At 62.3% G+C, this 26,038-nt stretch carries 27 protein-coding genes; 9 read left to right on the top strand and 18 right to left on the bottom strand.

The features are described from left to right. The first annotated feature begins 143 nt into the window (after positions 1-143). The gene (locus ABD791_RS12895) at positions 144-803 is read left to right on the top strand and encodes a riboflavin kinase (RefSeq protein ID WP_345067252.1); all 660 of its coding nucleotides are present in this window, start codon (positions 144-146) and stop codon (positions 801-803) included. 105 nt (positions 804-908) lie between these two features. Here ABD791_RS12895 and ABD791_RS12890 read toward each other — a convergent pair whose 3' ends face one another. The 6 genes from ABD791_RS12890 to ABD791_RS12865 form a co-directional block, all read right to left on the bottom strand. Further along, on the bottom strand, positions 909-1,751 hold the full coding sequence (locus ABD791_RS12890; protein WP_345067249.1) for an NAD(P)H-binding protein: 843 nt from the start codon (positions 1,749-1,751) through the stop codon (positions 909-911). Positions 1,752-1,764: 13 nt separating this feature from the next. Further along, entirely contained in the window at positions 1,765-3,237 is a 1,473-nt protein-coding gene (locus ABD791_RS12885; protein ID WP_345067246.1) for an aldehyde dehydrogenase family protein, read from the bottom strand. Continuing rightward, positions 3,234-3,629, bottom strand: coding sequence for a carboxymuconolactone decarboxylase family protein (locus ABD791_RS12880; RefSeq protein ID WP_345067243.1), 396 nt, complete (start codon positions 3,627-3,629; stop codon positions 3,234-3,236). Before ABD791_RS12880 ends, ABD791_RS12885 begins: the two co-directional genes overlap by 4 nt. Positions 3,630-3,639: 10 nt before the next feature. After that, positions 3,640-4,587 (bottom strand): fumarylacetoacetate hydrolase family protein, encoded by a 948-nt coding sequence (locus ABD791_RS12875; protein WP_345067241.1) that lies wholly within the window; start codon positions 4,585-4,587, stop codon positions 3,640-3,642. Between the two features lie 16 nt (positions 4,588-4,603). Further along, positions 4,604-5,176, bottom strand: coding sequence for a VOC family protein (locus ABD791_RS12870; protein ID WP_345067238.1), 573 nt, complete (start codon positions 5,174-5,176; stop codon positions 4,604-4,606). A 485-nt stretch (positions 5,177-5,661) separates the two neighbouring features. Beyond that, a complete protein-coding gene (locus tag ABD791_RS12865; protein ID WP_345067493.1) occupies positions 5,662-6,171 on the bottom strand; it encodes a TetR/AcrR family transcriptional regulator in 510 nt (169 codons plus the stop codon). Positions 6,172-6,214: 43 nt separating this feature from the next. Between ABD791_RS12865 and ABD791_RS12860 the strand changes: the two genes are divergently transcribed. Beyond that, positions 6,215-7,879 carry a 4-hydroxyphenylacetate 3-hydroxylase family protein gene (locus tag ABD791_RS12860; RefSeq protein WP_345067236.1) on the top strand — a complete coding sequence of 555 codons (1,665 nt, stop codon included), beginning with the start codon at positions 6,215-6,217 and terminating at the stop codon, positions 7,877-7,879. Positions 7,880-7,938: 59 nt separating this feature from the next. Here the strand turns inward: ABD791_RS12860 and ABD791_RS12855 are convergent, their stop codons facing one another. Both ABD791_RS12855 and ABD791_RS12850 read right to left on the bottom strand, forming a co-directional pair. Next, positions 7,939-8,706, bottom strand: coding sequence for an IclR family transcriptional regulator (locus ABD791_RS12855; RefSeq protein WP_345067234.1), 768 nt, complete (start codon positions 8,704-8,706; stop codon positions 7,939-7,941). Further along, positions 8,703-9,395 (bottom strand): IclR family transcriptional regulator, encoded by a 693-nt coding sequence (locus ABD791_RS12850; protein WP_345067231.1) that lies wholly within the window; start codon positions 9,393-9,395, stop codon positions 8,703-8,705. Before ABD791_RS12850 ends, ABD791_RS12855 begins: the two co-directional genes overlap by 4 nt. Positions 9,396-9,690: 295 nt before the next feature. Between ABD791_RS12850 and ABD791_RS12845 the strand changes: the two genes are divergently transcribed. Further along, positions 9,691-10,890, top strand: coding sequence for a flavin reductase family protein (locus tag ABD791_RS12845; RefSeq protein ID WP_345067229.1), 1,200 nt, complete (start codon positions 9,691-9,693; stop codon positions 10,888-10,890). 30 nt (positions 10,891-10,920) lie between these two features. Here ABD791_RS12845 and ABD791_RS12840 read toward each other — a convergent pair whose 3' ends face one another. Next, a complete protein-coding gene (locus tag ABD791_RS12840) occupies positions 10,921-12,204 on the bottom strand; it encodes a cytochrome P450 (protein WP_345067227.1) in 1,284 nt (427 codons plus the stop codon). Positions 12,205-12,444: 240 nt separating this feature from the next. On the opposite strand from ABD791_RS12840, the gene ABD791_RS12835 reads away from it, so the two are divergent. Next, positions 12,445-13,707 carry an acyl-CoA dehydrogenase family protein gene (locus tag ABD791_RS12835; protein WP_345067225.1) on the top strand — a complete coding sequence of 421 codons (1,263 nt, stop codon included), beginning with the start codon at positions 12,445-12,447 and terminating at the stop codon, positions 13,705-13,707. 111 nt (positions 13,708-13,818) lie between these two features. Here ABD791_RS12835 and ABD791_RS12830 read toward each other — a convergent pair whose 3' ends face one another. The 6 genes from ABD791_RS12830 to ABD791_RS12805 all read right to left on the bottom strand — a co-directional run bounded on the left by ABD791_RS12830 (position 13,819) and on the right by ABD791_RS12805 (position 18,712). After that, positions 13,819-15,054, bottom strand: coding sequence for an acyl-CoA dehydrogenase family protein (locus ABD791_RS12830; protein ID WP_345067222.1), 1,236 nt, complete (start codon positions 15,052-15,054; stop codon positions 13,819-13,821). Positions 15,055-15,115: 61 nt separating this feature from the next. Further along, on the bottom strand, positions 15,116-15,574 hold the full coding sequence (locus ABD791_RS12825) for a flavodoxin domain-containing protein (protein WP_345067220.1): 459 nt from the start codon (positions 15,572-15,574) through the stop codon (positions 15,116-15,118). Between the two features lie 118 nt (positions 15,575-15,692). After that, positions 15,693-16,763 carry a cytochrome P450 gene (locus ABD791_RS12820; protein ID WP_345067217.1) on the bottom strand — a complete coding sequence of 357 codons (1,071 nt, stop codon included), beginning with the start codon at positions 16,761-16,763 and terminating at the stop codon, positions 15,693-15,695. Positions 16,764-16,963: 200 nt separating this feature from the next. Further along, on the bottom strand, positions 16,964-17,782 hold the full coding sequence (locus ABD791_RS12815) for an alpha/beta hydrolase fold domain-containing protein (protein ID WP_345067215.1): 819 nt from the start codon (positions 17,780-17,782) through the stop codon (positions 16,964-16,966). A gap of 24 nt (positions 17,783-17,806) precedes the next feature. Next, positions 17,807-18,217, bottom strand: coding sequence for a Rid family hydrolase (locus ABD791_RS12810; protein WP_345067212.1), 411 nt, complete (start codon positions 18,215-18,217; stop codon positions 17,807-17,809). Positions 18,218-18,256: 39 nt separating this feature from the next. Beyond that, the gene (locus ABD791_RS12805; RefSeq protein ID WP_345067209.1) at positions 18,257-18,712 is read right to left on the bottom strand and encodes an HtaA domain-containing protein; all 456 of its coding nucleotides are present in this window, start codon (positions 18,710-18,712) and stop codon (positions 18,257-18,259) included. A gap of 232 nt (positions 18,713-18,944) precedes the next feature. On the opposite strand from ABD791_RS12805, the gene ABD791_RS12800 reads away from it, so the two are divergent. The 5 genes from ABD791_RS12800 (at position 18,945) to ABD791_RS12780 (ending at position 22,900) form a co-directional block, all read left to right on the top strand. Further along, positions 18,945-19,937: a PDR/VanB family oxidoreductase gene (locus ABD791_RS12800; protein WP_345067206.1), complete on the top strand. Its 993-nt coding sequence runs from the start codon at positions 18,945-18,947 to the stop codon at positions 19,935-19,937. A 34-nt stretch (positions 19,938-19,971) separates the two neighbouring features. Further along, positions 19,972-21,156, top strand: a complete 1,185-nt coding sequence (locus ABD791_RS12795; RefSeq protein ID WP_345067203.1) for a Rieske 2Fe-2S domain-containing protein — start codon at positions 19,972-19,974, stop codon at positions 21,154-21,156. Further along, the gene (locus ABD791_RS12790) at positions 21,149-21,619 is read left to right on the top strand and encodes a hypothetical protein (RefSeq protein WP_345067200.1); all 471 of its coding nucleotides are present in this window, start codon (positions 21,149-21,151) and stop codon (positions 21,617-21,619) included. Before ABD791_RS12795 ends, ABD791_RS12790 begins: the two co-directional genes overlap by 8 nt. A 57-nt stretch (positions 21,620-21,676) precedes the next feature. Further along, the gene (locus ABD791_RS12785) at positions 21,677-22,471 is read left to right on the top strand and encodes an LLM class flavin-dependent oxidoreductase (protein WP_345067197.1); all 795 of its coding nucleotides are present in this window, start codon (positions 21,677-21,679) and stop codon (positions 22,469-22,471) included. A gap of 123 nt (positions 22,472-22,594) precedes the next feature. Continuing rightward, positions 22,595-22,900: a DUF2218 domain-containing protein gene (locus tag ABD791_RS12780; RefSeq protein ID WP_345067194.1), complete on the top strand. Its 306-nt coding sequence runs from the start codon at positions 22,595-22,597 to the stop codon at positions 22,898-22,900. A 66-nt stretch (positions 22,901-22,966) separates the two neighbouring features. On the opposite strand, the gene ABD791_RS12775 is transcribed toward ABD791_RS12780, so the two are convergent. The 3 genes from ABD791_RS12775 to ABD791_RS12765 form a co-directional block, all read right to left on the bottom strand. Beyond that, positions 22,967-24,220, bottom strand: coding sequence for an acyl-CoA dehydrogenase family protein (locus ABD791_RS12775; RefSeq protein ID WP_345067191.1), 1,254 nt, complete (start codon positions 24,218-24,220; stop codon positions 22,967-22,969). Further along, complete coding sequence (locus tag ABD791_RS12770; RefSeq protein WP_345067188.1) at positions 24,217-25,512, bottom strand: hypothetical protein; 1,296 nt, start codon at positions 25,510-25,512, stop codon at positions 24,217-24,219. The genes ABD791_RS12775 and ABD791_RS12770 overlap by 4 nt, the downstream gene beginning before the upstream one ends. Before the next feature lie 129 nt (positions 25,513-25,641). Then, on the bottom strand, positions 25,642-25,860 hold the full coding sequence (locus ABD791_RS12765; RefSeq protein ID WP_345067185.1) for a hypothetical protein: 219 nt from the start codon (positions 25,858-25,860) through the stop codon (positions 25,642-25,644). Positions 25,861-26,038 lie beyond the last annotated feature (178 nt).

Here is a 26,038-nt window from a genome sequence, read left to right as displayed (position 1 = left end):
ACCCCACCCGGACCCATTCGAGAATGGTGCTGTATAATCGATTCAGTTCGTTCGAATAACGGAAAGCATGGCGAGGATGCCTTGGCCCGTACGGCCCCTCGCTGATATCCAGAGAATTTGATGGCAAGGCCGAGGAGAGACACGTGCACGTCGACGACATAATCACCATCGCAGGTGAGGTGATCCCAGGAGACCAGCGCGGTCGCCTGCTGAACTTCCCGACCGCGAACATTTCCGTCAGTCCCGACGACGTTGTGCCAGACGGAGTGTGGGCCGCAACAACCGAGATCGATGGCGTGACGTACGCCGCAGCCGTATCAATCGGGGTCCGTCCCACGTATTACGCGCCCGGCACGGGAGTGCGCCTCTTGGAAGCTCACATCATCGACTTCGACGGCGATCTGTACGGCCTCGAACTCGTCGTTCGCCTGCACGTGCTGCTCCGGCTACAGCAGCGCTTCCAAGGCTCAGAGCACCTCGTCCGCCAGCTCAAGCGCGACGTCTCCCGAACACGCAGTTGGGCAGAGAGCGTGCTTCGAGCGGCTCCGACAGAGCCGCAGCCCCATGGTCGCTGGGGACCAAACCAGCGCAAATCGCCCGGCATTAATCACGAAGCTCGCGCTGCACGGCTTACCGGCGAACGCGAGCTGCGCATTCAGAATGCTGCCGTCGAAGCGAGTCGACGCGGCGAGCTGAGCCACGACTTTGTGTCCGAACTTGCGGGCGTGCCAGCCGGACTTCTTCGTTGGCAATACCCCACCACCGATTCCTTGGCGCGTGTCGCGAGCAAACCGTCACGCTGAAGGCCGAGCTGCCATCGGCCGACGTGTGACTCCGATTGCAGCTCAGCCGGCAATGGCGAACGGGCCGCCTCGATCATCATCGAGGCGGCCCGTTCTCAGTACAGATCAGCGCAGTGCAGTGACGAGGTCAGCCGTGGGACGGCCAATCAGCCGCGTCAGATCATCGCCCGTGCGCTCAAGGAACCCCCATGCAATCGAGGCGTCGTTCGCAGCAATGAATGCTGCGACCTCGCCGGGAAAGCCATCACGAGTAAGGCGCTCGCGCAGCTCGTCCTCGCTGACCGCCACATGCCGGATCTCGGTCCCTGCGATTTTTGCCATCGCGATCGCGAGGTCCGGATATGAGAAATCGGTGTCACCAGTGAGCGACAAAGTGCGGTTGATCATCGTCTCGTCGAGAGCAACTGCCGCCAGGGCATCCGCATAGTCCTGGCGACTCGCCGCGGCAACGCGCCCTTCGCCTGTTGCAGAGACAAATTGCCCGGATTCGGCCGCGGCCATCACATTACGGCTGTAGTTCTCGATGTACCACCCGTTCCGCAGAATCATGAAAGGCACACCAGATTCGCTGACCGCGATCTCTGTCGAACGGTGATCGCTCACCAGCGGGAATCGCTCGTCGTCAGCCCGCACAACGCTGGTGTAGAGAATTCGCTCCGCCCCTGCGGCCTTCGCAGCCTCGACAACACGCAGGTGCTGCTCCAATCGGTTCTCGTCCGCGCCGCTAATGAGCACGACGGTGTCTCCCGATTTGATCGCCGACGCGACATCGCTCGCGCTATTGAGCTCGACATGAACTGCCGTGACACCGAGCACGCGCAAGGCCGCCAACCGCTCGGCATTGCGACCAGCAGCGCGAATCTCGCTCGGATCGACGCCCGCGAGCAGGAGCGCAGCGATGGCACGACGGCCAAGCTCGCCCGTGCCTCCGAAAATGACGATGCTCATACGGGTCCTACTCTCACGCTGAGATCACATTGACGGTTTTGACCCGGGTATTGGCGAGCAGGCCCTCGAGCCCGAGTTCTTCGCCGACGCCGCTGGCCTTGACACCTAGCCACGGCAGTGCGGGGTGAGGCGGCCCCCAAGCGTTCACCCACACCACTCCAACCTGAAGCTCGCGGGTGAACCTGTTGATGCGTGCTGAGTCGTTGGTCCAGAGCACCGCCGTCAGCCCGAAATCCGAACCGTTCGCCAGCAAGAGGGCCTCATCGTCGTCATCGAACGGAACGACGGTGCCCACCGGGCCGAAAATCTCCTCGCGCGCAATGGTCAAATCGTTGGTGCCGACGAAGACTGTCGGCTGCACGAAGTAGCCGGTGTCGCCGATCCGAGAACCTCCCGTTAGCAGTGTCGCGCCTTCCTCCCGTGCCGTCGCGATGTAGCCGAGCACACTGTCCAGCTGCTTCTGGCTGATCAAGGAGCCCATCTGTGTGCCGTCGCCAAGAGGGTCGCCAACCACGATCGATTCGGCGTGAGTCTTGAGCCGGCTCAGGAACTCATCAAGGATGCTCCGATGCACATAGATCCGTGACCCGGAGGCACAGGTTTGCCCCTGATTGGCGAAAACGGAGAAGGCGGCAGTGGGCACAACAGAGTCGAGGTCGGCATCCGGCCAAACGATCTGCGGCGACTTGCCGCCGAGCTCGAGCGTGACCTTCTTCAGCGCGGGGCCCGCCTGCGCGGCGATCCGTTTGCCGACGGCAGTCGATCCGGTGAACGTGATCTTCGCGATGTCCGGGTGACCGACCATTGCGTCCCCCACCACGGCGCCAGAACCGGTAACAACGTTCAGAACGCCGGCGGGCAGCCCGGCCTCGAGCGCAAGCTCGGCCAAACGCAGTGTTGTGAGCGAAGCTTCGGCGGCGGGCTTGATCACAAGCGTGTTGCCCGCAGCAAGAGCTGGGGCAATCTTCCAGGACGCGATCATCGTTGGCGCGTTCCAGGGCAGGATCGCGCCAACCACCCCGAGGGGCTGCCGAATTGTGTAGGACAAACGGTCGCCCCCGAACGGCGGCAGTGAATAGGTTGAGCCGGTGACCTTGTCTGCCCAGCCGGCGAAGTGGCGGAAGGTCTCGGCGGCGAGGGGGATCTCGCCGAAGAAGGCTTCTCCGAATGGCCGGCCGACGTCGAGCGCCTCCAGTCGCGCGAGCCCCTCGAGATCCGACTCGATGAGGTCGGCAAGTCGCCACAGAATCTTGCCGCGCTCAGCACCGCTCAGGCGAGACCACTCCCCCGTTTCGAACTGGAAGCGGGCGGCAGCGACCGCTGCGTCCACGTCATCCGGGGTACCCAACGGCAGCTCGGCAAGCAGATCTCCGGTCGCCGGGGCGTACACGCTATAGACAGCCCCCGTTGACGCTGCGCGCCACTCGCCATCGATGAGAAGCGCCTGCGGCGGAAACGAGACGCTCGGCTGAGTCGCTGTCGTCATTGCGAGGCGCCCTGTTCGGCTTCGTGCTCGGCGATGACCTCGCCGGCTATGCGGAAGGCTTCAACTCCTGCCGGGATCCCGGAGTAAACAGAGAGGTGGATAAGCGTGTCCTTAATCTCGTCGACGGTGACGCCGTTGCGCAGCGCACCTCGCATGTGGAGGCGGAACTCAGCGGTCCGCCCCAGCGTACCGATGATGGCGAGGTTGAGGAGGCTGCGGTCGCGACGGCTGAGTGCATCGCGACCCCAGGACGCGCCCCAGCAAAACTCTGTGACGAGTTCCTGAAACTCGCGGCCGAACTCGCCCGCGTTGGCGAACGAACGCTCGACGTACTCCTCGCCGACAACGGACTTGCGGATCTCAAGACCACGTTCAAAATTCGAGCTTGTCATGTGCTGCTCCTTAGCGGATCTCGTTGCGGACGGGGTTGCTCAGCGTGCCGATGCCCTCGACGGTGACATCGATGATGTCACCGTGCTTCAAGAACTCGGGCGGATTCCGCTTGAATCCAACACCGGCCGGCGTTCCGGTCGGAATGATGTCGCCCGGCTCAAGTTCAATGAACTCGGAGATGTGCTCAATGATCGTCGGGATATCGAAGATGAACTCATCAGTGTTCGCGTCCTGCTTCACAACGCCATTGATCGACGTAGTAATTCGCAGCGCGTGCGGGTCGATCCCCTCGTCGGCCAGCACAATGTGAGGCCCAACCGGGCCTGAGGCGTGAAAGTTCTTGCCACCGGTGTACTGGTTGACCCGGAATTGATAGTCGCGCACAGAAACATCGTTGAAGACGGTGTATCCGGCGACGTGTTCAAAGGCATCCGCCTTCGAGATGTGGCGGCCGCCCTTGCCAATGACAACGGCAAGCTCGCCCTCCCAGTCAACCTGGTCTGACACCGTCGGAACGATGATCGAGTCGCCGTCGGCGATCTGAGTCACCGCGAACCGGGGAAAGAGAATCGGGATCTCGGACACTTCGAGACCGGCCTCGGCCGCGTGCTTGCCGTAGTTGCGCGCCACGCACACGATCTTGGGCGGATTCGGAATCGGAACAAGGGTCTTCGTCCCGGAGCGCGGAACCAGGATTCCCGCCGCGATGGCCACGTTGGGGTCGAGTCCCTGCGCGTAGGCAACCGCCTCCTGCAACGCGAGGTAGCTCTCACGGCCGCCCTGAAAGTATGCCAAGGCGTCGGCCGGCAACACGGCCTCCACGAGGGCGCTAGCGCGCACATCGCCGGCAGCAGATCTCGACGCAACGTATGCCCTTGTCAGGTCGATGTAGTGGTCATCCTTCACCACGCCCAGCCGGTCAGAGCCCAGGTGGCGGAATCGTGCGATCTTCGTCATTGTGCAGCTTCCTTTGTCAGTTGTTCGTCTTGGTAGACAGCCGCAGCTGTTCCGCGTCGAGGTTTCCCCACGACGTATCGTCCAGGGTGAGACGAAGTCGCTCGTACTCATCGAAGTCAAAGTCGTCGAGCTCGATCTCCTGGATCTGCGGATAAACATGTACCTTCTCGTCCCAGCCGATCTGGTCGATCAGCGAGTAGAACTCAAGGATGTTTCCATCCGGATCAAGGCCATAGAAGCGCGCGTGATTGCCCGGGCCCCCGATCCGCGCATTGACGATCGGAATTCCCTCGCTTTTGAACAGGTGGTAGAGCTCCAGCAGGTCGGCGCGCGTATCGAACTCGAAGGCGATGTGGTGCAGCCCGAGCGTCTGCGCCCCTGGCGCAGGCGCAACGGGATTGCGCAACGTGAAAATCGACATCCGGTGATGGATCGTGTCTTTGTCACCGCGCACGAACGCACCGGCGAGAACGGCGGTTCCATGACCGACTTCGCTGTCGCCGTACCGGAAGATTTCCGTCAGTTTCATGCCCAGAATGCCGGTGTAGAACTCCACCGAGCGATCGAGATCCGCGACCGCGATTCCCACATGCCCCAGTCGGGCAACTTTCGCACCCATTACGCCTCCGTCCGCGAGTGACCACTGTGGCACTCGGCAAGTTTCTGTGCCAATCATATATTCCGACATTACGTTTTCGATAATCGGACTCAGCTTTACGCTAAATATACGCACTCGGATGGAGTGGGTCAAACAAGAACGAGGGAATAGGGCGCCGAATCACCGAGTGGCGCACGAAAGCAACCCACCCGCCGCCCAGTTCCCGCAGCCACCACCTCGACAAGCAGTTACACGCGCAATGAAGCGTCCGACGCGAGTACGACCGGAATTGCTTTGCGAAACCGAATATCGGGGTGACCTTCTCGGTCGCGCACGATCGATTGCCTGGGGCACTTCGATCGGGAGCATGCCTCGTCGAATAGAGGGTCGAGTCCCCTCACTACATTCCCGGTCCGATTAGGCGGCGCTAATGCGCGACGTATTGAGTCCCGGAAGATCGATTCGGCTATCGGCGCTCATCCACGAGACGAGTCGTCGGAGCAATGTGGCCGCAAGAGCGCCTCGACTTCTTCGACGCTTACAGCTATGTCGAGCATCACCGCGCGCAAGAGAACTCCTTCGATGATGACGTGGAACGCTGCCGCGCTGCGCGGGTCAGTTCGCCCGTCGAATACCCGGTCCTCAGGCCAGGTCACGGCGTCGCGCAGCGCGGGAACGTAGAGCGCGGAGAGATAGACCCTGTACTCCTGAATGAGCCGACCGCGGCCACTCCCCGTGAGTTCCGCTACATAGTGGGCGAGCCCCGTCACAATGCCGAACTCGTCGACGAGCTCGGCAATGCGTGCCGCATCTCGGGCAAGGTACTGCCCTCGCGCGTACTCGAGAGAGCTCCGCGCCAGTTCTCCTTTGTCGGAGAAGTAATAGGTGGTCAGTCCCAACGGGACTCCAGCCTCGCTTGCGGCGGATCGATGGGTCAGGCCACTGATTCCGTCACGGGCAATCACTCGAATCGCTGCGTCGACAATCAGCTGACGTCGGTCGATTCTGTCGCGCTTGTGTGGATGGGCAGTGATCGTGAGCTCCTCTGCTCGAGTCCTTGCATGTAAATCGAATTCACTCTACGCTCAGTTCCACATGTTGTACATATGTACAAGTTATCTCAAAGAGGAGTTACCACCTATGTCAGAGCCACAGCATCGAAGCGCCCCGCAGACAGGGGACGAATTTCTGCAGAGTCTGCGCGATGGCCGCGAAGTATGGATCCACGGGGAAAGGGTCGATGACGTCACGACGCACCCGGCATTCCGCAACGCTTCCCGCTCGCTCGCCGCGCTCTTCGATGCCCTTCACGACCCGAAGACTGCGCCAATACTCACTGCACCGACCGACACGGGCAGCGGCGGTGTCACACACCCCTTCTTCAAGGCCGCTCGGTCCCGTGATGACCTTCGGGCCGCGCGCGGGGCGATCGAGGCCTGGCAGCGGATGGGCTTCGGATGGATGGGACGCAGCCCTGATTACAAGGCTTCGCTCCTCACCTCGCTCGGCGCTGACCCTGAATTCTTCGGTCAATTCGCTGACAATGCCCGGCGCTGGTACACGCTCACGCAAGAGCAGGTGACCCACCTGGGCCACGCGGTCGTGCACCCGCCCGTCGACCGTGACAAAGCGGCGGATCAGGTGCGCGATGTGTTCCTCCACGTCGAACGCGAGGTTGACGGCGGCGTCATTCTCTCGGGCGCCAAAGTCGTCGCCACAGGCGCCCCCACCACGCAGTATGTCTATGTCTCTCATTCGGGCACGCCCATCACGGACGATGCGTTCGCCCTGACGTTCTTCGCCCCGCTGGACACCCCCGGCGTCAAGCTCTTCGCCCGATCGTCCTATGAGGAGAATGCGGCCAGGACCTCCACTCCGTTCGATTCACCGCTTTCCAGTCGTCTCGACGAGAACGACGCGATCCTGATCTTCGACAACGCTTTCATTCCGTGGGAGAACTTCATCGCCTATGGGGTGGAGGGGATGAACAAATTCGAGATGAACTCAGGTTGGCCCTCGCGGGCAATCTTCCAGGCTGCAACGCGCATGGGGGTGAAGCTCGAATTTCTGGCAGGAGCCCTGAGCCTCGCGCTGGACATCACGGGGGCAGGAAAGCGGCATGGTGCCCGCGCGGGCCTCGGCGAGATCATTTCCATGCGCAGCGCGGTGAATGCGATGCGCGACGGGATGATCGAGAATGCCCACCCTGCATGGGGTGGAACGCTCGACCCCGATTTCAACTATGGCGCAGCCTATGCAACCCTCGCCCCCGGATTCTTCAGCAGGGCTCGGCAGATCATTCACACCTGCGTCTCGTCCGGATTGATCTACCTCAACTCCTCCGCACTCGACTTTGAGAATCCGGAGATGAGACGCCTGCTGGATCGATTCCTGCGCGGCTCCAATGGCAATACCGCGCTTGACCGGTCGCGGACGATGAAACTGCTATGGGACGCGGTCGGCAGCGAGTTCGCGTCGCGGCACGAGCTCTACGAACTGAACTATTTCGGCCAGCCTGAATTCCTCCGCCTGGGGGCACTTGATTTCGCGGAGCAGGATGGGAGCCTCGAAATTGCACGCGATCTCGCACGGTCAGCCATGGACGAACACGACCTGAGCGGATGGACGCGGTCTGACATGATCGGAAACGAGGACATTGGCCCGCGTTCGCGCCGTTCGGTGATGCGCTACTAGTTGGTTACGTGTGGGGCGGGGACGCGTGTCCCCCGCCCCATACCTCAATTAACGAGCGGCTACGCCGCGCCGCTGCTCGAGGCGGAGAGAAGTTGGTCGGCACCACCAGTCAGCGACGGCTGACGGAGCTCGTACTCCATCTGCGTCACTGTGTTCATCAACAATCGATGCAATTCCGTCAGATTGTTCGCGCGCATCGTGGGGATCAGAACCGCGACACTGCCGACAACCCCGTCCGGGCCGCTCACCGGGGCGGCAATACCAGTGACGCCCTCCTGCAGCTCTCCGGACGTGACTGCGTAGCCAGCGCGTCGCGCCTCGGCAATACGCTCTCCCACAACGCCCAAGTCTTCGCCGGTGCCTCGCAGGGTGCGCTTCAACTCGTCATCATCCATGGCCGAAAGGATCGCGAGACCTGAGGCGCTCTGTGTGATGTCGCTGCGCGTGCCGACTTCATGGCGGGCCCGTACGTCGAAGACTGCGGACGGCACAGCTTCGTCCAGCACGATTACCGTGTCGCCGTCCACAACCTTGAAGACGACGGTCTCCCCCGTCGCCTCGGCGAGCTCTGCATCAAGGCGTCCAACCAAGGGTCGCAACTGCGGCAGCACCGCGTCGGCCATGCGCCTCATCCTCGGGGAGATGGTGTAACTGCCACCTTCGCGGCGCACGAAATCGCGTGCATACAACGTCATCAACAACCGCTGGGTGACGGTGCGGTTGATATCTAGGCGCCGCGCAATCTCCTGCGGCGTCGACGGGCCGGATGCGGCCAGCTCGGTCAACAGCGCGAGGGCCTTGTTTGCAGTCTTCGAGATCTCAGTCATTTGGAGGAGCGCCCTTCGGGTTGTGCGTTCTTGCGCTGCGCGTACCCGTCGGCGATGACGCGCGCTGTCGACAAGAGCGACGCCTTGGAAGATTCGAGCAGCTCGGCCCTCGTCTCGGGGGCGATCAGTGCGACTGAGCCGATGGCCCACCCATCTTCATCGAGGATCGGGGCGGCCAGTGCGACCATATGCGACCGTATCTGGCCAGTGGTCTGCGCATAGCCCTGAGCCCGGATCTCCTCGAGAACGCCGAGATCCTCGGGCTGTAGCAGCCGGCTGATGGCGGGGTGGCGCTGATAAGCGAGGATGGCCAGGCTCGACGCTCCACGGCTGAGTGGCTGGCGGAAACCGACTTCGTGCTCGACACGGAGTGCCCCGGTGTGCCCCAGTGCACACGCGACCACAACGCTCTGGTCACCTTCCGGGACGGAAATGATAGCCGTCTCCTGGCACAACTCTGCAAGTTCAGCCAGGGCTCCGTCCCCGACGGTGGCCAGCTCGTGCTGGAGGCCTCGCGCGAGCAGCACCAGCATTGGACCCAGCCAGTATCGTCCTCGCGGATCACGCGTCACTGCGGCGTGAACTCGCAGCGTTGCAATAATCCGATGAACCACGCTCCGACCGACATCGATCTTGTCGGCAAGCTCCGACATGGTCTGTCCGTCGTGCGCTTCCAGCTCCAGGAGCACCCTGAGGGCATAATCAGCCGTCTGTGCAGTCTCCACTGTGACCCCAACCATTCAAGATCGCCCCGCATGACGGAGCGCGCGCATCGATTACCGAGTCGCTTCTTCGCCTAATCCTAGCTGCCGTGGCGCTGAATTGTCGGGAGAGTCCACGGGTCATGAGGCGGATGCGTGCGCACACAGCGTTCGGACAGCGGAAACCCCGCGACCTCCGCTCCCGCCTGGAAGTTGCGAGCAAATGGTGATTTCGGACTCTGCTTGTCGATAACCTGAACAGGACCGAGCAAAGGGGCCTTCCATGAGTGCAGCACCGACTACCTCCGAATCACCCACGGGCGCGGCTCCCGTCGCGAAAAGTTGGTCCACCGAGGAATGGTGGCGTACCGCGCTGGGTGAATATCCGACGGGTGTGACGCTCATCACCGCGCTCGACGCCGAAGGGCAACCGGTCGGGATGGTTGTCGGCACCTTCTCCGCAGTTTCACAGCAACCCCCGATGGTCGGATACCTCGCCACGTCGACATCCGAGACCTTCGGCCACGTCATGGCCGGTGGGCGGTTCGTCGCGAGCGTCCTGAGTGCAGGGCACGAAGAGCTATGCCGGGTTTTCGCTACCAAGCAGCAGGATCGTTTCGAGCATGGTGAATGGCAGCTCACCGCCAGCGGCATTCCGCGACTCGTTGACGCGGTGGCGTGGTTCAGTGCCGACATCAACAACGTGGTCGCCGCCGGCGATCACACAATGGTCATCGGCGACGTCGAGGAGTTCGGTGTCGGAGATGGCCGTGGTGGACTGCCGTTGCTCTTTCTCAAGGGCGGCTACGGCTCCTTCCAAGTTCACTCGCTTCGCTTCGACTACCGCGAACTCGGCATCCGTCAGCGCCTCGCCGACGGGATGCGGCAATCTCTCGAGGCATTCGCTGCGCAGGAGCGCATCGGCTGTGCGCTGGCCACAGCGTCGGGTGACGCTGTCGTCATGCTCGCGGTGTGCGATTTCACTGATCACGAAGACGCGTCAACCAGGGATGGTCGCTCATTCGCCTTCGCAGCACCGGTCGCACCCGTGCTGGCAGCCTGGGCCGCACCCTCGGTACAGAAGGTGTGGATCGAGGGCGCCCGGCATTTGCTCGGCAAGGTCGACAGGCCACGCCTGGCGGAGATGCTCACCCGCGTGCGCAATCGCGGATACGCGGTCTCGTTGGGCAACGCGGTCGCTACCAGCTTCAATGCGCAACTGACCGCCAACCCCCTGGATAGGGCGACACTCGCCACCCTCTGGTCGGAAATCGACCGGGAACTCGGGAACCTCGAGCATTCACCCGCTTGGCATGAAGAGGTCAGCTCGATCCAGTTGCCGGTCTTCAACCGTGATGGCACCGCCGATATGGAACTGGTCGTGGCGTGCGAACGCGGCTTGAGCCGGGCAGACTTCGAGGCTCTTCTTGCAGGCGCGCGTGAGCTTGCTGCACGACTGAGTGCGTTGATGCCACCGGCATGACCGCGTTCGCACTGTCGCGGCGTTGACGATTCAGCGCTCCGTCAGCCGGATCTCGACGCCGCCCGTCTCGTCCAGACTGATCGACTCAATCAGGGGGAGAAGCTCCTCCAAGACGACACGAAGTTCCAGTCGAGCCAGGTGTTGGCCGATGCACTGGTGCATGCCATATCCGAAGGCGATCTGTTTGTTCGGGCTGCGAAGCAGATCAAAGGTGTCGGGATCGGTGAAGACTGCGGGGTCTCGATTGCCCGAGGGAAAATAGACGACGACCCGTTCGCCGGCCGGGAGCAACTGACCGCGCAGCACGTACTCCTGTTCGATCCGCCTCGTGAAATGCCGGATCGGCGAGACCCAGCGCAAGCCTTCGCTGACAAGCCCGGGAATACACGTGGGGTCGCGCTGAACGAGCGCGAGTTGCTCCGGCCGGGTCGCAAGAGCGAGGAGGATCCCCGCGAGCGTGCGCGAGGTCGTGGCGTGGCCCGCCGTGATCAACGAGATGTACCAGCCGTGGATCCAGGAATCCGGAAAGCGCTCCCCCGTGTGGGGATCAATTGCGGATGCGATCACCGTGGCGAAGTCATTCTTCGGCGCATCCCGACGCTCCTGGATGATGCGGTCGAACGCCGCGAAGGCGTTCCCGAAGACCTCGGCCCAGTAATCGGAGTCCTCGCCCGCCTCAGCCTCGCCGTCGCCCGGGAGCCCGCCCGCCGTCGCTGTTTCGTCGGGCATGTGTACGAGTGCGCGGTAGACCGATTCGTACGACGACGATTCACCGAGTACGCGCATGATGACGTGGAGCGGATAGGAGAAGCAGAACTCCGCGACGTCAGCGGCATCGAGTTGTGTGCCGGGCAGGAATGTCGAGATGGAGGCGTCAGCCACCTCCCGCACCTCGGGCTCCAAAGCGCGAAGCGAGACCGGGCGGAACCATGAGCCGGTCATGGACTTCATCGACGAGTGCTCGTCCCCGTCGGCGTACTCGATCGAGTCCACCGCCCTCAAGGTACCCATGGTCTCCAGGGAAAAGTCGTCCTCCGCACGGGTGATGAGGTGAGGATTGTGCGTGCCAGGGCGATCACCGCCTCCCGCGCTGAACACCTCGGGCTGGCGCTCGACCTCCAGAATCTCGTCGTAGGTGGTGACGAGCCAGACGGGGTCGTACCCGTCGAGCTCAACGCGAGCGACCGGAGCATTCTCGCGGAGCCACTCCAGGGCGGCGAGAAAGTCGGCGGTGTCCGCAAAGCCGTCGACGATTACTGCGCGTGCAATATCCTCAGGGACGACTGTATTAAATTCGTTGACAGTGGTGGGCATTGGGCACTCCTTCGTGGCATCCGCTCAAGTCCGTGCGGAGCGTCGTTCGATGACGGCCCCGCCGGCCGGTAGTCTCACATTGCGCGATTGCGATGTCAATAGTCGATAACGAACGTCCGATAACTGGGTGCACGCTTCAGCTCCTTCTCCGGGGCGGGGCGCATTTGAGACTATAATTCTGTTTAACGGACACAATCAACCGTTATTCGTGTATCTGTTCAGAATGCAAAGGAGCATCACATGTCAACCGCTCTCGAGATCGGCGTAGTTCGATTGCCTCAAGCGCTCGGTCAGCGCATCGATATAGCGCCAACGCTCGACAGCATCAGGCAGCAGGTGCTTGACGCGGGAGACCGCATCGACCGGGATCGACGTCTACCTCGGGAACTCGTTGACACGCTGTGGGAGGCGGGAGTGTTCTCCACAGTCGCACCCCGCGAAGTCGGAGGTCTCGAACTCCACCCCGCCGATTACCTCGACCTCATCTTCGAGCTGGCCCGCCTGAATGGGACGGTGAGTTGGATCTCGATCTTCCAAAAGGGCAGTCTCCCCCTTCTTCCTTCCCCCGTGATGCTCGAGCTGATCGAGCAAGCCGAGGGCCGACTTCTGTTTGCCAGCAGCCACTCTGCGGTCGGCCGGGCCGATCGAGTGTCGGGCGGCTATCGTGTCAGCGGCAGCTTCCCGTTCGCCTCTGGTCTGCCCTGGTCAACGCACGTGACGGTCTGGGTGGACGTGTTCAGCGAAGACGGCGAGCCGGAGATTGACCTGGAGACCGGGGCGCAACGTCGCATCGACGCCGTCGTGCGCTTCGACGAGGTTGAGTATTTCGACAACTGGGATGTGCTGGGTCTCCGGGGGTCAGGCAGCGGTGGGTTCGAGGTGCACGACGTGTTCGTGCCCGAGCGCATGACGACTGACGGCGTACCGCCCGAGGAATACGCCGACCGTCCCTTCCTGTCCACCCCGAACGCCGCCGAGATGGGCGCGATGGTTCTGGGCTGTGCGCATGGAGCGATCGATCGATACCTCGCTCGCGGCGAAAAGCCAGGGCGAAAAGCCGATCCGTCGATTGACGAGTTGCGCCGCATCCGTCTCGCCGATGCCGAAACCACGATTCGCGCTGCGCGCGACCTGCTCTGGCGTGGCGCTCTGATCACCAGCCAAGCCGAGGCAGGTGATGAGAATTTGGTGATCGCCGCTTCATTCAACGATCCGGCTTCGGATGCCCAGTCCGACGACTACATGATCGCTTTGGCCGAGGAGCTGGCCGCCAACAGCTACGCGGTCCGTGTCGCTAAGGACGCAGTGAACACCATCTTCGAGATCGCCGGCACCGCGGCGATTCGTGTCGATGTGGGAATCGAACGGTGCTTGCGCGATGTCTATACAGCGTCACACCATGCGGGAAACGCCTATCGCAATCTCTCGATGCGGGGGGACTACCTCATGACAAAGGACAACCCGAACGGCCCCGTCATCGCTGTACCGCCACCCCTGAGCTGAGCCCGCGAGCGCAAGCAACGAGCTGCATGGTGACTTCGTCACCGAGCAGCTCGTTGCTTTGTTCCTTCGATTCCGCGACGCTACCGAAACAGGCGAGCGACCTCACGCCACTCAGGCTCCGGGGTCGATGCCGTAGAACGAGGGCGGCAGCAGCAGAGGGTGACCTTCGAGGCGCTTGCCACCGCTGATGATGAACTGACCGAGGTAGGAATACTGTCGCATCCAGTAACCCTCGTGCTGCGTGACGGTGAGCAGATCACGGTACCGCCGCTCGATTCCCCTGCCGACTACGACGGATTTGGTGTGCGCTGCCTCGAACGCAGCGGTTGCGGCATCCTTCGCAGCCCGGCCCGCGTGGATTCCGGCGAGCCACATGTCAACCGTGAGCTGATACGTTGTGGGCGTCTCACCGAGGAAGGCATTGTCATACAGCGCCTCTGTCGTCTCGATGGCCCAGCTCCTGGCAGCGCGGATCTTTGCCATCGCCTCGGCGATCTGCACGCGGGAATACTCGCTGCTCTCATCGACATGCGGCATGCAGGCATCAAGGATTCCGTGCGCAATACCAAGGTTCACTGCCACATCGATCGCCGGGTAGAAGTGTCGGTAGAGGGCGCGATCCTGGTACGTCTCATCAGCAATGCCCATGCGAACGCCGTGACTCGCATGCACGTACGCTCCGTCGACCGTGAACCGCCCACTGGCCGTGCCACGAAGACCCATTCCGTCCCAATCGTTCACCAGGGTCACCGCGTCTCGCGGGAGCACGACATCGATCAGCAGCGTTTCACCCGTCTCCTCATCAATGATCTTGTCTCCGTGCTCGTCTTCCACATGCACGAAAGCCGTCAGGTGCGTCGCCCACGGTGATCCGCTGGCGAAGTGCCACTGACCGTAGATGCGGTACCCGTCACCATCGACGACGGCGCGCCCGACGCGGGAGTGGCTTCCTGAGATGATCCAACGGCCTCCCGCGGCCGCCTTGAGCTCCGCAATGACATCCGGGGCCGGCAACATCATGCCTCCGTTTTGCCCCAAAGCCGCCCACGCGGTTGCCGCGTCGATCCGACCCAGCTCGTAGAGCAGCTCCATCTCATCGCTCGGGTGCAGTTCCAGACCGCCTACCTCCCGCGGGAGGAAGGCCCTGAAGACTCCGACGCGCTCAAGCTCAGCGATGAGGGACTCTGGTATCCGCCTCTCAGCGTCGGCCGTCGCCTGTGCAGCGACGATGAACGGGCGCAGGTACTCGACGACCGGATGCACGTCGATCCTCTCGCCTCGACCGACCGCAAGCACGGGGACGTCGGCAGATGGCGCTGCCTGCAACGATGCGGTGGTGATGGCCATGAGATTCTCTTTCTTCAATCGACGTCGATTGTTCAGACTGCTGGGTGGTGGTGCGAACTGCTCAGGCGTGCAGGATTTGCGCGTTCGCGAGCACCCCTTGCGCCCATGCGACACCAAGCACACTCGGGTCCTCTTCTTCAGCCGCATCGTGACGGCCGTACTCGCCGACTCGCTCCGCTCCACGCTGCGTGAGGGCACGGTCAATAATCTCGCTGCCCTCGCTGTAGCTGTAGACGTAGTCGCTGTCGCCGAGTCCGTACATCGCATAGCGCACGCCCGAAAGGTCGGGAGTCTGCTGCCCGAGCGCTCGGAAGAAGGGCACAGCTCCCTCCGGAAGTTGTCCGTCGCCATAGGTCGAACAGACCACGAGGTAAAACGTGCTTGGCACAAGATCGGCTGGGTCAACCCCAGCCATATCCCGCACCGTGACGTCGCCGGCTTCTGCGATGGCCGACGCGATATCCTCGGCGACCATCTCGCTATTGCCGGATTCCGTTCCGAAAAGAATGTCGATTTGCATACTGTCTAACTCCCTGCACTGGTAGATGACGTCGAGCCGCGCCGCGTCACACTGTCAGTCGCTGTCGAATGGTGGGTTCTGTTTTCCCGCCGCCTTTGATCGGGCGGCATCGCACTGCTCAGTCGTCCCAGACGACAGGCAGATGCTTGACTCCACGCACGCCGAATCCCGTGATGACCGGAGCGCTCTGGGGGTCGAGGCGGAGATTCGGCAGCTGGGTGAACATCTCCTCAAACGTGACCTTCTCCAGCTCTCGCGACAAGAAGTGCCCGGCACAGAAATGCGAGCCGTACCCGAAGGACGCGACGGGAAGGCGCGGGCGGAACAGGTCGAACTTGTCAGGATTCTCGTACCGCGTCTCGTCGCGGTTCGCCGAGGCCAGGATGAGCTGGACCTCGTCGCCCGCGGGAATGACGACACCACCGACCTCGAGGTCTTTCACAATGCGGCGCTGCGCGAAGCCGAACGGTGCAATCCATCGCAATCCCTCGTGGATGGCTGCGGGAATCAGTGAGAGGTCCCCCCGAACCGCTGCGTACTGCTCGCGGTCCTCGAGAACGCCGAGGAGCGAAGCGGCTGCGGCGTGCCCTGGCTCTTGGAATCCGCCGAGGATCATGACCCAGATGGTGCCGATGAGGTCCTCAAACGACCGCGGCTGACCGTCCGGCGTATTGGAGAGCAGCATGTGCGCAAATGTGGTCTCGTCAGGCGTCTTCAAAAGCTCTGCGAGCCGCTCCCGCGAGAAGTCAGCCGACTCTGCCTTGGCCGTCTCTGCCCGAACGAGCACGTCCGGGTCCTGCATGAAGTTATTGAGGCCCGCATTCAGGTCAATGAACCAGCGCTGCAGGGTCTCATCGGGCTGCTCGGCAAGGCCAAGAACATTGGCAACAACACGAACCGAGACGAGCTCCAGGAGACCTGTGGTCGCATCCACGGAGCCCCGCTCACGAATGCGCGAAACGTATTCCTTGGCAATGGGGCGAGCGAGGCGCTCAATGTATTGACGCACCGTCTTGGGCTTGAGCGAGGCATCGATCGACGCGCGCAATTGCTTGTGCGGCGCGCCGTCGATGTTGAGGATGTTGTGACCGAAGTAGCGAATCGCGCCCTCGCTGAAGCCGTCGACGCTGTCGCCGGCGGCGCCGATCGTCTCGCAATCTTCCCAGCCGGTGACCATCCAACTTTGCATGTCGGGTAGATACCCAATCGGCCGTTCACGTCTCCAACGCTTGTAGGTCGGATAAGGATCATTCTCAAGATCTTCAAACGACACTTCGTCGTGTTGGTAGGTCTCTCGTACTGACATGGGTCACCTGTGTCCTTCATTGGCTCTGTGACATGCTGGCACAGCACTGAAAGTGCTGTCAACATTCGGATACTTGAACCCGATTATCGGGTGAGGGGTGCGTTTGTGCCCAGCTCAGCCTCAAAGAAGCCGGCGACGAGTCCGAGCGATGCCGCCGTTTCTAAGGCCGCGTCCTCGTGCCCCGCACCCGCTACAACGTAGAGCTGGACCTGCGCCCGTGCACGGGAGAGCGCCCGGAACATCCTTTCGCTGACGGACGCATCGATCACTCGGTCTCGATCACCCGTCACCAAGAGCATGGGGGCCGCTGCCGCCGACACCAATGCCAGCGGGTCGAGTGCCTGATGCGACGGGTCTGCCAGATCAAATTCTCCGCCGACGAGCAGGTTGACGGGGTTCGGCCCAAACATCTCCTGCTCCATCTCAGTTCCGCCCGTCATGAACCCGACATCCAGGGGGGCGAACCAAGTGACGGCCGCGTCAACATCTGGGCGCTCACCCGTTCCCGGGTTTCCAAGGGCCAGAAGTGCGGCGAGATGCCCTCCCGCGGATGACCCCCAGGCCCCTACCTTTTCGCTGACCACGCCGAACTCGGCACGCTTGCCCCTCAGCCAGGCAACAGCTGCTCGAATGTCATCGAGCTGCGCCGGGAACGGCGCATCCTGCGCGAATCGATACTGCACTGAAGCGACAAGGAAACCGCGTTCGGCGAGCTTGATCGCACGCGTCTGCTCATAGTCAATGCGGCCGCCTTCCACCCAGCCACCGCCATGCAGATAAAGCACTGAAGCGATCGGGTCGCGGCCGAGCGGCCGATAGACATCCGCCTGCAGCGACAGCCCGTCAATGGTCCGATAGGTGATGTCGCGCGAGATCTCGACTTCGAGTACGGAATTGCTCATAGTGATAGTCCTTTCAGACCGTTGTTAATTGCCGGGGGTCCATTCGGTCCACGTCGCACCACGCTGGGCCCATGCCTCGAACTCAACCTTGAAAGCGGGGTGCGCGAGCGCATTCACGGCAACAAGGGCGCCGCCGGCAGGGCGAGGGCTAGGAAGGATGCGATTGAGCACCTCGTCAAGCACAGCCGCATTGGCAATGTCGGTCACGTACGGCTTGAGAAGCACAACGTCGGAGAGCGTTGCTCCTGCCTGATTCAGAGAGAACTCGATGTTCGCGATCGCGTAGCTCACCTGCTCGGCGAAGTCGTCAGGAATCGTGAAGTCCGGCGCGAAACCAACTGAGCCCGACACGATGATCCAGTCATCGTTGGCGACCCAGTGCGCGTAGGGGTGCGGCGGAACCGGGGTGCGGTTGGATTGCCAATTAATGCTCATTTCCCACTCCTTATTGATTGCATGCTCGTTCTGGGTGTTCTATTCCGACACGTCGTGCAGCACGGGATCGTCGAACGGCGTGCCCGCTTCGTAGGGACCGAAGATCAGATCGGCCCCGTCTGCCGTCATGCTCGTGGCGACGCCGAAACGAGAGTTTCCGCGAAGGACGAACTCCTCCATCGTCACGAAAGGCAGTCGCGCGTTGACATCGTCGGGGTCCACGATCGTGAGCACGAATCCGATGGCCGTTTGCTCGATCCATGGATCCCGCAGGGGAAGATCGAGCATGCCGCCGTGCCCGCGGAGCCGCACTCCACCGGCAAATTTCGTCACTGAGCCAGTACCGGCATCCGCAAATTCTCTTCCTACGGCAGGAAACCAGAAGGATCCATCGGCGGATCGTTTCGCCGGAGTCTCGACGTCAACGACGCCGCCCGCTCGATCGACGACATAGCTGAGGAGCGATTCCTTCACCGTCCAGGACAGGTGCGCCATCGGCCTTCCCCCACTTTCATCGATCAACTTGAACCCGCACCTGGCGAAACCAGGAAAGCGATTGTGTCCTTTTATAGGACGTTAGGTAACGATAAATATAGGGTCACCCTTTCGATAGTGCAACGTTGAGGTCGAATTTGTGGTCGCAATGCGAACTAATCTGTCCTACTATCGGACGTGTGCCTTGGGTTCCAAGGTCCACTCGCTTCGACTCCATCGAGAATGAATAGGGATGATGATGTCTCTCGCACCGACGGCCACAACTGACGACTCCGTCGAGTCCGCGACGTCTGATCTGCAACTCCGTGTCACAGCGCTGATCTGGGAGTCGCCCGAGGTGCTCTCTGTGCACCTCCGCAGCCTTGACGGCTCTGACCTCCCGCAGTGGGACCCAGGTGCACACATCGACATCACGTTCGAAAATGACATGCAGCGCCAGTATTCGTTAACCGGTGACCCCGCGGACTCCAGTAGCTGGCGCCTGACCGTTGCCCACTCGACGGGGAGTCGCGGCGCCTCCCGCCACGTCCACACCGAACTCCGTCCGGGTGCCATCGTGCGGGCGAGCGCGCCCCGGAACAATTTCTCTTTGATCGATGCGCCGGGTTATGTGCTCATCGGCGGCGGAATCGGCGTCACTCCCCTACTGACCTTTGCGCGAACACTCCAGCAACGCGGAGCCGACTGGAGGCTCGACCTCGCCACACGCGGTCCAGAGCATGTTCCGCTCCGCCGCGACCTTGAGCAGTTCGGCGACCGCGTGCACATCTACGCCGCCAACCGTGGCCAGCGTCTCTCCCTTGCCGAGATTATCGATCAGGCTCCCGCCGGTTACGCCCTGTATTGCTGTGGCCCCGAGCGGATGCTCGATGAGTTCGACGAGCTGTGCGCGGCGCGCGAGATCTCCGCCCACCGGGAACGTTTTGCCGCTCAGGAGCTCTCGGCCCCCATACGTTCCGGAGCCTTCACCGTCACGTGCGCGCGATCCGGCCGAGAAATTGTGGTGGAACCAGAAGTCTCGGTACTCACCGCGCTCGAATCGGCGGGGCTGCCCGTCACGTCCTCGTGCCTGGAGGGCGTATGCGGCACATGCGAAGTGGCCGTGCTCGCCGGCATCGTCGATCACCGTGACTCGATACTCACTGCCGATGAGCGTGACGCCAACGACACCATGATGACCTGCGTCTCGAGAGCACTGTCAGACAACCTCGAACTTGATTTGTGACCACCCACTCAACGCCGAGAGAAGGAGAAACTTGATGGATACTGGCACCGCATATGGCATGACCATGGGCCGCCCACTGGAGGAACTCGCCCTGGTCGGCGCGGGGACCCCCTTCGGCGAAGTGCTTCGCCGCTACTGGCACCCGATCGCACTGAGCGAGAAGGTGACGACGAGGCCGACGAGCATCAAGGTGCTCGGAGAGGACCTCGTGCTCTTCCGCACGCGCAAGGGGGTCGCCGGCCTCTTGCACCCCCGTTGCATCCATCGCGGCGCCTCCCTCTTCTACGGCGGGGTCGAAGACGAGGGCATCCGCTGCTGCTACCACGGGTGGGTGTTCACCCCCGACGGCCAGTGCATCGAACAACCCTGCGAACCCGAGATGGGCGTGCACCGCGACCGCATGCGTCAACCCTGGTACCCCGTCGAGGAGCTCTATGGCATGGTCTGGGCTTATCTTGGCCCGCCCGACAAAAAGCCGGTTCTGCCGCGCTATGACGTCTTCGAGAATCTCGCCGAGGGCGAGATCATCATCACGAACGACGCCGGGGTGGGCGGAGGCGGTCCTATTGAGCTCGACTTCAACTGGTTGCAGCACTGGGAGAACGTCATGGACCCGTTCCATGTTCCGATCCTGCACGCACGGTTCAGCGGCGAACAGTTCACGCCCGAGATGGCCCTCATCCCCGAGGTCGAGTTCAGCTACACCCCCACCGGTGTGCGCTCGGTGCAGATGCGTGACCTCGGTGAGCGAGGCCGCCTCCGTCGCGTGACCGAAGTGATGTTCCCAAATGTGCGTGTCGTGGCATCGCCCAAGCTCAGCGGTGGCACAACGAACATGATCGGCTGGGTAGTACCGGCCGATGACACCTCCTTCCGCATCCTCACACTCGCGCGGGACACCGATCCCGACTTCCTGCGCAAACTCCGTGCGACACACGATGGAAAGCCGTGGGCGGAACTCACCGCGGATGAGCACCAGAGCATGCCCGGTGACTACGAGGCACAGAAGAGCCAGGGGGACATCTCCCTGCACAGCGAAGACCACATGACCACGACCGACCAGGGCATCGCGATGCTGCGCCGGATGATGGCCAAGCAGGTTCGGGCTGTTGCTGCCGGAACGGACCCCGCCGGAATCATCCGCGATGAGAAGCTCGCCGTCGTCCAGATCGAGGGCGGCAACTTCTTTGAATCCGCACCGGAGTCGGTCCGTGCCTAAATACGAGCCGCTACCCCCCGCCCACCCGGAGCGGCCGATCATCGCGATCGGAGTCAACGATGTGATCGCCGTCGAGGATCCGCACGCCCAGGGAACGCTTCGGCGCATCTCTGCACGAGGCAAATGGGCACGCGAGCTCGTCATCCCCGATGGCGTCGCCGAACTCATCCGGGAGCTCGGCGAGCACTACAACATCGTGTGGGCATCCGAGTGGGGCCCCAACGCCCACTATGCCTTCGAGAATGTGTTGGGCCTGCCCCACGAGCCCTGGCCCTACCTCCCCGTGCAGTTCGACAAGTTGAACACGATCGTCAGATATTCCAAGGACGCACCGTGGATCTGGATCGACAGCCCGCTCGTCGACCTCTCCGCCCTGCCCGAATCTCCCGGCGGCATGATCATTCGCGTCGATCCTGAGAAGGGCCTCCAGCGCTCGGATGTCGATTTCCTGCTGACGGCATAGAGCCGGAAGCCCGAAGAAACCAGCCTCAGCCACTTCTGAATAATGAAAAGGAAAACAATGGAAATTGGAATCAACGTCGGCGGTTTCAACGCCGATACTGAGCGCCCCGACAACGTAGCTCGCAAGATCGAGGACGCCGGCTTCGACGCCCTGGTTCTGGGCGAGCACATCCACTCCGTCGGCAACTTGGAGCAGCACCCGCCGTCGAGTTTCGAACTATTTACTGTCTTCGCCCTCGCCGCCAACGCCACCGAACGTCTGCGCGTCGGCTCCGGCATCATGCAGCTCGGAATGCGCGATCCGATCCTGACGGCCAAACAGGCGGCGACCATCGCCGCTCTGTCAGGCAACCGCATCGACCTGATCGTGGCGACGGGCTCAGTTTCCGAGGAAATGCGCAACCACGGTACCAACCCGGAACAGGTGCGCGACGTTCTCCGCGAGCGCATGCTCGCGATGCGCGAGATCTTCAACAACGAGACCTCATCGTTCAACGGAGAGTTCGTCAAGTTCGACGAGGCCTCGGTCGGCCCGCGCGACACCGACGGCCGCATCCACGTTCCCGTGCTCCTCGGGGCTGGCTTCGATGGAATCGGAGAGCGCGTCGCCGAGGCCGCCGACGGTTGGGCGATGTGGCCGTGGGACGAGAGCGGCGTTGCACAGGCCAAGGAGTTCAAGGCGGCGCACCCCGACAAGCTGCTTCACGTGTACGGTGTCGAGTCCGCTGATGACCTTGCTGCATACCGTGAGGCGGGTGCCGACCGCGTCAACCTCGGCCTGTGGGACCTCACTCCGGGCGCCGTCGACGCGCAGCTCGCAGATCTGCGCACCTTGGTTGACTCGGCTTCTTAGACGATCTTCCAACCAACGGGGCATCCCATTGCATCAGCAGCGGGATGCCCCTCCGCATGTCATTGAGGTCGCCAGCTCGGATGCGACCGACGGCGGCCTGCTTCCCGAGATAAGGACACATCGATGATGAAACTCAGCTCAACGAGCATCGTTCACACCCCGCTCGCCCCGCGCTATGCCAAGCAATTCATCAGCCACTGGGGTCGACACACGGAACCCGAGGTCGATGGCGCCGTCACGAGGATGCATTTCGACGCGATGGGCGATTTTCCCGCGACCGGCATCAGCGTCGAGGTGCGTACAGACGAGCTCGTGCTCGTCGCATGTGCAGATGACGACGCGGCGCTCAGAGCCAACTGCGACTCTGTGGCCGAACACCTTCACCGTTTCGCGGGAAAGAAGGAGCAGCTCTCCATCGTGTGGAGTTGAGCGGTGCAAGTGCCGCAGGGCGATCACCCTGCGGCGCTCGGCGCACCGCCGCTTGCGAACGGCGCTTTATTCGCCCCTCGGGGGGAGCGGCATCAAGAAGCTCTCATCGATATGTACGCCCTCCGGGGAATCCTTGCTGAGCAGGTACTGACCGATCGGCTGAAATTGTGGCTCCAGGAACGCGGTGTGCTGTGATCCGGTGAGGGTGTCCCGAAAAGCACGTGAAAGCCCACTGTCGCGCGGCACGGCATCTGCACCGGCAAGGCCGAACAATGTCAGGGCGATCTCCTTGGCCACGCGCCCGGCGTGCAGGGGTACTGCTTGCATGGCAATGACGCCGTCCTCGTACGGCAGCGTTTCGCCGCGCAGGGCCGCGTCGTAGTCCCGGGCGCCCAGTGCACGCGCCCACTCGACGACAGCCCTGATCTCGGCGTGCGCCTCGGCAATTCGAATCTGGTGCAGCTGCTCGCGACCCATGCGACCGGCGCGATTCGTGAAGGAGAATCGCTCACGACGTAGCGCCGCAACCTTGACGAACTCGTCTACCATGCCCTGCACACTGCCGAGCATCATTGCGGCGATGTGCAGCTGACCCGCCCATCCGCTCAGGTTATAGACCGCACGATCCCGGTACGCGTCCGGGATGTCATCGGCACCCATAGTGAAACGCTCCTCCAGGAACTCGTCTTCGACTGTAAAGCCGCCGCTGCCGGTTCCGCGCATGCCCATGGGGTTCCACTCATCGAGCACGGTGACGTCAGCTTTGGCGAAAAGCCCGTCAATCATCGCTTCCTCGCCTGTTACCAGGTCGATGATCGGGTTGCCCTCATCGTCAACGATTTTGGCCCATCCGGTGAGGTACTGCGCCCAGGCTGAGCCACTGCAGAAGCGCCACTCACCTGTGAAACGGTAGCCGCCTTCCACCCGATGTTCGGTGCCGATGCGCCCATGGCTGCCCGCAGTCAACCAAGGCTTCTTGCCAGAAAGCTCAGCGAAGACCTCCGGCTCGACCATCGGGTAGCCGCCGGTCTGGATCATGGCACACCAGCCCACCGAGCCGTTGATTCGGGAAAGTTCGAAAATGAAGTCGAAGTGATCGACCGGATGCAGCTCACGCCCGCCGTACTCGCGGGGCAGCAACGTTGAGAAAACGCCGGCGTCGTGCAGGATGTCAACGAGTTCATCTGGCAGGCGTGCGTCGTCCTCAATGCGCTGCTCGTACTGCTGAATGATCGGCCGCAGATAGTCAATCACCGGAGTAGTGTCGATCCGCTCTCCCAGTGCGACCGGGAGTGACGGCTTGGCTGAGCGCTGATTCACCGTGATGCACCCTCTCGCTGTGGCGAGTGCTGGTCATCGGCCGATGGCCCAAAGTGGTGGCGCGGACTCGGCATGTCGGCCGAGAAACGCACGCCTGGAGCCGCCCGCACGATATCGGGGATACGGGCGATCAGAGCAAGGTCGGTGACCTCGGTCGTGATCGGCCCGAACGTGACGCGCAGGGTCGACTCCCCCTCGATCTCGACGATATTCTCCGAGACCTCGTCACCGCCAGGCATGACGGCGACGACGCCCTCGATGTCGAACCCTCGATCGGTGCTGCATGTGGCCACCTCACGAATGCCTTGTACGGTGCCGGCCGGAATCAAACGGTCCCCGCCGATCCAGTAGTAGTCGGTGTCGCCGACGACGGGATCGAACGACAGCGTCATGTCACCGGCCGTTGCGCCGAACATGCGTGCGACCTCCCGTACGGGGCCGGCCACCACTGACTGCTCGCCTTCGCCCTCGAGGTCGTCCGGGCCGCCGTCGGGCCCGCCCTGCGCATCGTCACCCATGTCAGCAGGGTTTCCGAGGCCGATCTGCTCCAACAAGCCGAGAGAGAGCACCTCCACCGGAACGATATTGGTCAGCGTGATCTTGCGGATGTCGGCGACGGCGGCGCTCGCGAGGCGGATGAGGTGCAGCCAAGCGACATCCTGCACGCCGACACCCATGAAACTGGCACCGCCGGCTTTGGCGGCGGCATCGAGCTCAGGCACCCAGCTCTCGTCGAATGCAAAAGCCTCGTGGTCGAGGGTGACGACATTGATGCCGTGCGAGGTCAGTTCGGCCGCCCACGGACGCGTCACTGCCAGCGGAACAGAAGCCGCGAGTGCGACGATGTCGAGGTCGGGGTGGGCTGCGATGAGCTCGGTGACGCTACCCAGCACTATGCCGTCGCCCACAAAACCGGGCACGAGCTCGTCGATGCGTTTGCCGACGCGGTCGCCAATGTCGACACCCGCGACAACGTCGTGGCCGAGCTTGTTTAGCCGACGCGCGATTCCGGAGCCTTGTGCCCCGAGTCCGACGACGGCGGTGGCGTAGTGAGCGGCCCCGGCGGCCCTGTGAACGACATGCACGCGAATACGATCGCGATCGACCCAACCGTGGTCGTGCGCATAGGCGTACATGTCAACGAGGCCTTGTCTCCACGCGGAATCGCGTAACAGGGGCCCGGCCCAGCGTTCGAGTACATCGGTCGGGATCCAGGCGTTGATGCCGTCAAGACTCGCCCCGACCGCTTCGAGCGCTGTCTGCAGGGCGCTCGGCGAGATCCGACTTTCCACCGAAAGCGAGGCGAAATGACGCGGCCTACGTAAAACAATGCCAGTTTCGTCAACATCGATGATCATTTGGGTCTCCCGTTATCGGTAGAGGGTCAACTGCCAGTCGCGGCCGAGGATCGATCGCCATGGTCAATCGACAAGAAAATGCGCTCGCCAACCATTCGACATATTACCAATATTCGACCAATAGATATCAGATATCGAACACATGTCGCCGTTTTTCATTTTGGCACGGTCGAGTCTGCTGTACGTCGGGACAATATTGAGATAGGCGCTGCCGTCGTTTCCGGCCGACATTTCGCACGGAGGGGTGCGCAGATGAAACAGTGCGACGTGCGTGTCCGTCATGCGGACTCCTTGGACGATGCGTCAGCCCTCCACTTGTCATTTTCCGAAGTCGCCTGCGCAAATTTCCTTTCTCGCCTGCACAACCGATTCCGTGATTGCCTGACGAGGTCTTGTCTGCTCAGTTGACCTCTGGATCGATCGCCCCGTCGTGGGGGCTTTGCTGGGTTCGGGTGTCCTG

It is taken from the genome of Glaciibacter kafniensis (assembly GCF_039538945.1).
Lineage (GTDB): Bacteria > Actinomycetota > Actinomycetes > Actinomycetales > Microbacteriaceae > Cryobacterium > Cryobacterium kafniensis.
The sequence above is the reverse complement of the archived record's forward strand: the minus strand, read 5'-3'. Positions and strand labels throughout refer to the sequence as shown.